The sequence below is a fragment of the Allosphingosinicella sp. genome (genome assembly GCF_036387215.1).
Lineage (GTDB): Bacteria > Pseudomonadota > Alphaproteobacteria > Sphingomonadales > Sphingomonadaceae > Allosphingosinicella.
Genome location: NZ_DASVUE010000158.1, coordinates 1 through 5,520 on the forward strand (window position 1 = coordinate 1; position 5,520 = coordinate 5,520).

Genomic DNA, 5,520 nt, shown 5'->3' on the forward strand with positions numbered 1-5,520 from the left:
ACCCTCGATATCGGCGTCTCGTCGATGCAGCTCGATCGGCCGGAGCGGGGGTTTTCGTTCCAGGCCGACGGGCCGCTCGACATGCGCATGGCCCAGGAAGGCCGGAGCGCCGCCGATTTCCTCAACGAGGCGTCGGAAGAAGAGATTGCCGATGTTCTCTACCATTATGGCGAGGAGCCGAAGTCCCGCCGAGTCGCCCGCGCGATTGTTGCAGCGCGCCCGATCGAGCGGACCGGGCAGCTCGCAGCGATCGTCCGCAAGGCGCTCGGCCACCATCCAGGCATGAAGAAGGATCCGGCGACGCGGACCTTCCAGGCGATCCGGATCCATTTGAACGAAGAGCTTCAGGAGTTGGAAGGTGGGCTTGCCGCCGCCGAGTCAGTGTTGCGTCCGGGCGGCCGCTTAGCTGTTGTCACCTTCCACAGCCTCGAGGACCGTGTTGTAAAGCGTTTCCTGCGCGAGCGTAGCGGTGCGGTCCCCGCCGGCTCGCGCCATCTTCCGGTTCAGGCCAATGACGGCCCGGCCCCGAGCTTCGAGGACGTGGCGAGGCCCGTCCGCGCCGGCGAGGCCGAATTGAAGGCAAACCCGCGCGCCCGCTCGGCGACGCTCCGCGTCGCGCGCCGCACCTCCGCTTCCCCCTGGTCTCAAGCGTACAAAGGAATGCCCTCATGATGGCACGGGGTTTCAAGCCCGTCGGTTGGGTCGCGGGCGTCGCCGCCGCGGCTCTCGCCTGCTACATGCTCTCGCTCAACGTCGCCGCAGAGCGCGCCGAGCTGAAGAAGCTGGAATGGCGCATCGTGATGGCGAAGCGCGATATTCGGACGCTCCAGACGGAGCTCGGCACGCGCGGACGCCTGCAGCAGCTCGAGAATTGGAACGCGCATGTGCTGGCGCTTTCAGCTCCCGCCGCCAACCAGTTCGTCGACAGCGAGATGACGCTTGCCCGCTTCGATCGGACCGAGCGGCCCGTCGCCGACCGGGTGCAGGTGCAGATGGCTTCGGCGGACGTTGCGCCGGCGCCGGCTTCGAAGATCGCCGCGCCCGTGCAGCTCGCTTCCGCCCCCGCTCCGGCCGCCCGGGAGCCCTCGCTCGTTCACCAGGCGTCGATCGTCCTGCCGGAGGAGAAGCCGCTCGTCGGAGTGCCCGCGCAGCCGAAGCTGGCGGCGAAGGCGGAGGTGAAGCCCGCGCCTGAGCCCAGGAAGAAGCTGGCGGAGGCCAAGCCCGCCGCCGCGCCCGCGAAGAAGCTCGCCGATGCCGCTCCCGTGGCCAAGACCGCGAAGAAGAAGCCGGCGCTGATCGACAACGATCTCGTCGCCGACATCCGCGCCGCCGCCAAGGCCGAAACCAAGGGAAGCTCCGCCGGCCGATGACAGCGATGGCGGCAATCCCGGCGCGGGTGAAGGCGCCGACGCAGCAGCAGAAGGCCCTGGCTCTCACCTACCACCGGCTGATGCTGATGATGCTGGTGCTCGCCGGCGTCACCTTCATCATCGTGCTGCGCCTGGTGATGCTCCAGATCTTCACCGACCGGTCCTCCGCCGCGGCCGGAAATCCTCTCATTCCCGCCCGCGCCGACATCGTCGACCGGAACGGCGTCCGGCTCGCGAGCACGATCGACGCCTGGTCGATCGCAGTCCACCCGAACCGGCTCCTGACCGATCCCGAGGAGCTTGCGGCGAAGCTTGCCGAGCTGATGCCGGAGCGGAGCGAGGCCGAATATCTGCGCATCCTGAAATCGGGGAAGACCTTCTTCTACCTGAGCCGCCGCGCAGTCCCCGAGCTGGTCGCCGCCGTGAACGCGCTCGGCGAGCCCGGCATTGAATTCTCCCGCGAGCCCGAGCGCCTCTATCCGAACATGGGTCTTGCCGCGCACGTCCTCGGCTTCACCAACCTCGACGGCCACGGCGATGCCGGCATCGAGCGCGCGCTCGACGAGCGGCTGTCCAGCCCGGCGCTGCGCGGAGCGCCGGTCGAGCTCTCGATCGATGCGCGCGTCCAGCAGGCGCTCGAGGCCGAGCTCGGCGCGGCAATGGCGAATTTCAGCGCGATCGGCGCGTCCGGCGTGGTGATGGACGTGAAGACCGGCGAAGTGCTTGCGATGACCTCGCTTCCCGAGCTCAATCCCAACGTTCCTGGCCAGGGTTCCATGGACGCGCGCTTCAACCGGGCAACCCTCGGCGTCTACGAGCTTGGTTCGACCTTCAAGCCGTTCACGGTCGCGATGGCGATGGACGCAGGGATCGTGAAGAGCTTCGGCCAGATGTATCCGTGCCCGCGCGGCCTCAACGTCGGCAACCACACGATCACCGACACCCATCCGTTCGGCCGGCCCTGCTCGGTCGCCGAGATCATGAAGGAAAGCTCGAACATCGGCACCGCCCAGATCGCTGCCCAGCTCGGCGGCGTCCGGCAGAAGGAATTCCTCCGCAAGATGGGGTTCCTCGAAAAGGTGTCGATCGAATTGCTGGAGCGCGGCCGCACTCTGACGCCCGGCAACAATTGGGGCGAGGCGGCGACGATGACGGTCGGCTTCGGCCACGGCATCGCGGTCACTCCGCTTCACCTCGCCACCGGCTACGCCACCTTGTTCAACGGCGGCGTGTGGCGCCCGGCGACCTTGCTCAAGGCCGGCAAGGGCCATTCGGTGCCGCAGGGACGCCGGGTCTTCAGCGAGGAGACGTCCTACAAGATGCGCTCGCTGCTCCGGCTGGTCGTCACCCACGGCACCGGCAAGAAGGCTGACGCGCCGGGCTACCGGATCGGCGGCAAGACCGGGACCGCCGAGAAGATCGTCGGCGGCCGCTATACCGGAAGCGCCGTCGTCACCACCTTCGCGGGCGTTTTCCCGATGGACGAGCCGCGCTATGTAATCATCGCGATGCTCGACGATCCCAAGGCGACCAAGGACACCTACGGCTTCCACACCGCCGGCTGGAACGTGGCTCCCGTGGTGTCCAAGGTCGTGAGCCGGATCGGCCCGATGCTCGGCATCCGTCCCGACGAGCGCCGCGATGCGAACCTCTCCGAGGTCCTGCCCTTCGTCCACGCCAAGGAACATTGATCGATGCGCCTTCGCGACCTTGCGGGGATCGATTCGGATTCTCAGGTCACGGGCTTCGCGATCGATCACCGCAAGGTGGCTCCCGGCACCGTCTTCGGAGCCTTCCGCGGCACCAGGTTCAACGGCGAGGACTTCATCCCCGAGGCGGTGAGCTCCGGCGCGGTTGCCGTCGTTGCCCGCGCCGAAGCCGAAGTGAACGGAGCACCGCACCTCGCCGCCGATGAGCCGCGCCGCGAATTCGCCCGCCTCGCCGCCAAATTCTTCCAGCCCTTTCCGAAGACTGTGGTCGCAGTCACCGGCACCAACGGCAAGACGTCCAACGTCGAGCTCACCCGCCAGCTGTGGCGGATGGCCGGCCACCATGCCGCTTCGATCGGGACCCTCGGGGTCACCACCGCCGACGATCAGGTGACGACCGGCCTCACCACGCCTGACATCGTCACCTTCCTCTCCAACATGGCCGGCCTCGCCCGCGAAGGCGTCACTCACGCGGCGTTCGAGGCCTCAAGCCATGGCCTCTCGCAATATCGGACGGAGGGGCTGCCCGTCCGCGCCGCCGCCTTCACCAACTTCACCCGCGACCATCTCGATTATCACGGCACGATGGAGGCCTATTTCAGGGCCAAGATGCGCCTCTTCTCCGAAGTCCTGGAACCCGACGGCACCGCGGTGATCTGGGCGGACGACCCGAAGTCGGGGGAAGTCGCACGGCGCTGCGAGGCGAGGGGCATCCGCCGCCTCACCGTCGGCCGTCAGGGTGAGACGCTTCGCCTCATCGACCGCGCTCCAAGCCAGCTCGGCCAGCAGCTGACGATCGAGGCGGACAGCAAAAGGCACGTCCTCAACATCCCGCTGATCGGCGCCTATCAGGCTGCCAACACGCTCACTGCCGCCGCTTTGGTGCTTGCGACCGGGGCAGAGCTCGAACCGACCCTCGCCAACCTCTCCCGGGTGCAGCCGGTTCGCGGCCGGCTGGAGCGGGCGGTGATCACCCGCTCTGGCGCGCCCGTCTACGTCGATTACGCCCACACCGAGGATGCGCTGGAAAGCGCGATCGAGGCGCTTCGCCCGCACGCGCGGGGCCGCCTCATCACCATCTTCGGCGCGGGCGGCGACCGGGATGTCGGCAAGCGCCCGCAAATGGGGGCGGTCGCCGTCCGGATGTCCGATCTCGTCATCGTCACCGACGACAATCCCCGAAGCGAGGACCCCGCCGCGATCCGCCGCGACATCCTCGCCGGTGCGCCGGGCGCCCGCGAAGTGCCCGGCCGCCGCGAAGCGATCGCCGCCGCCGTCGCCGAAGCGGGCCCGGACGACATTATCCTCCTCGCCGGCAAGGGTCACGAACAGGGCCAGATCGTGGGGGACAAGGTGCTGCCGTTCGACGATGTGACAGTCGCAAGGGAGTGCGCGGCATGAGCCCGCTCTGGACCTCCCAGGAGATCGCCCACGCCACCGGCGGAACCGCCTCGAGCGCCTTCGACGCGAACGGCGTCGCCTTCGATTCCCGCGAGATCGGCGCGGGCGATCTCTTCATTGCGATGAAGGGGGAGCTGACCGACGGCCATCGCTTCCTCGACAAGGCGTTCGCCTCGGGCGCTGCCGGCGCTCTCGTCAGCGAGGAGATCGGCCAGCCTCACGTCCGCGTCGCCGACACCACGGAGGCTCTGAACGCCCTCGGCCGCGCCTCCCGGGACCGAAGCGATGCCCGCATCTGCGGAGTCACCGGCTCGGTCGGCAAGACCGGCACCAAGGAAGCGCTCTATGCGGCGCTGGCACGATCGGCGCCGGGGCGGGCGCACCGTTCGGTGAAAAGCTACAACAACCACACCGGCGTCCCGCTCTCGCTCGCCCGCATGCCGCGGGAAGCCCGCTACGGCGTGTTCGAGATGGGCATGAACCATGCCGGCGAGCTTGCGGCGCTGACCAGGCTCGTCCGGCCGCACGTGGCGATCGTCACTGCAATCGCCTCGGCGCACCGCGAATTCTTTTCCAGCGAGGAGGAGATCGCCGACGCCAAGGGCGAGATCTTCCAGGGGCTGCAAAAGGGCGGGATCGCCCTCATCCCCTTCGACAGCCCGCATCGCGACCGGCTGATCGCCGCCGCCGAGCCTCACGCGCACCGGATCGTCACCTTCGGCCTCTCCGAAGGAGCCGACATCTGGGCCCGCGAAGCGATGCCGTCTTCAAGCGGCGGCACGATTGTAAGCGCCGTGCTCCCGGATGCCGAGCTCACCTACACTATCTCGCAGCCGGGCGATCACTGGGTGTCGAATTCGCTTGCGGTGCTGGGGGCGGTCGAGGCGATGGGCGGGGACCTTGCAGCCGCCGGCCTTGCGCTCGCCGACCTGCCGGGGCTGAAGGGGCGCGGGGAGCGGCATCGGGTCGCCGTTCGGGGCGGCGAGGCGCTGCTGATCGACGAAAGCTACAACGCCAATCCTTCCTCGATGCGGGCGACC

At 68.3% G+C, this 5,520-nt stretch carries 5 protein-coding genes; all 5 read left to right on the forward strand.

Translation table 11 applies throughout. The features are described from left to right. The coding region (gene rsmH, locus VF662_RS06265) for a 16S rRNA (cytosine(1402)-N(4))-methyltransferase RsmH (RefSeq protein WP_464138953.1) at positions 1-672 on the forward strand (672 nt) is incomplete at its 5' end. Beyond that, positions 669-1,370, forward strand: a complete 702-nt coding sequence (locus VF662_RS06270; protein WP_464138954.1) for a hypothetical protein — start codon at positions 669-671, stop codon at positions 1,368-1,370. The genes rsmH and VF662_RS06270, both read left to right, overlap by 4 nt. Continuing rightward, a complete protein-coding gene (locus VF662_RS06275) occupies positions 1,367-3,061 on the forward strand; it encodes a peptidoglycan D,D-transpeptidase FtsI family protein (protein WP_464138955.1) in 1,695 nt (564 codons plus the stop codon). The genes VF662_RS06270 and VF662_RS06275 overlap by 4 nt, the downstream gene beginning before the upstream one ends. 3 nt (positions 3,062-3,064) lie before the next feature. Beyond that, on the forward strand, positions 3,065-4,480 hold the full coding sequence (locus tag VF662_RS06280; protein WP_464138956.1) for a UDP-N-acetylmuramoyl-L-alanyl-D-glutamate--2,6-diaminopimelate ligase: 1,416 nt from the start codon (positions 3,065-3,067) through the stop codon (positions 4,478-4,480). Next, positions 4,477-5,520 (forward strand): UDP-N-acetylmuramoyl-tripeptide--D-alanyl-D-alanine ligase (locus VF662_RS06285; RefSeq protein WP_464138957.1); only part of this gene is annotated, 1,044 nt, incomplete at its 3' end. The genes VF662_RS06280 and VF662_RS06285, both read left to right, overlap by 4 nt.

What these genes read in the sequence shown, in the direction of transcription:
- VF662_RS06270 (WP_464138954.1), top strand. Translation starts at nt 669, where the DNA reads ATGATGGCACGGGGTTTCAAGCCCGTCGGTTGGGTCGCGGGCGTCGCC.
- VF662_RS06275 (WP_464138955.1), top strand. Translation starts at nt 1,367, where the DNA reads ATGACAGCGATGGCGGCAATCCCGGCGCGGGTGAAGGCGCCGACGCAG.
- VF662_RS06280 (WP_464138956.1), top strand. Translation starts at nt 3,065, where the DNA reads ATGCGCCTTCGCGACCTTGCGGGGATCGATTCGGATTCTCAGGTCACG.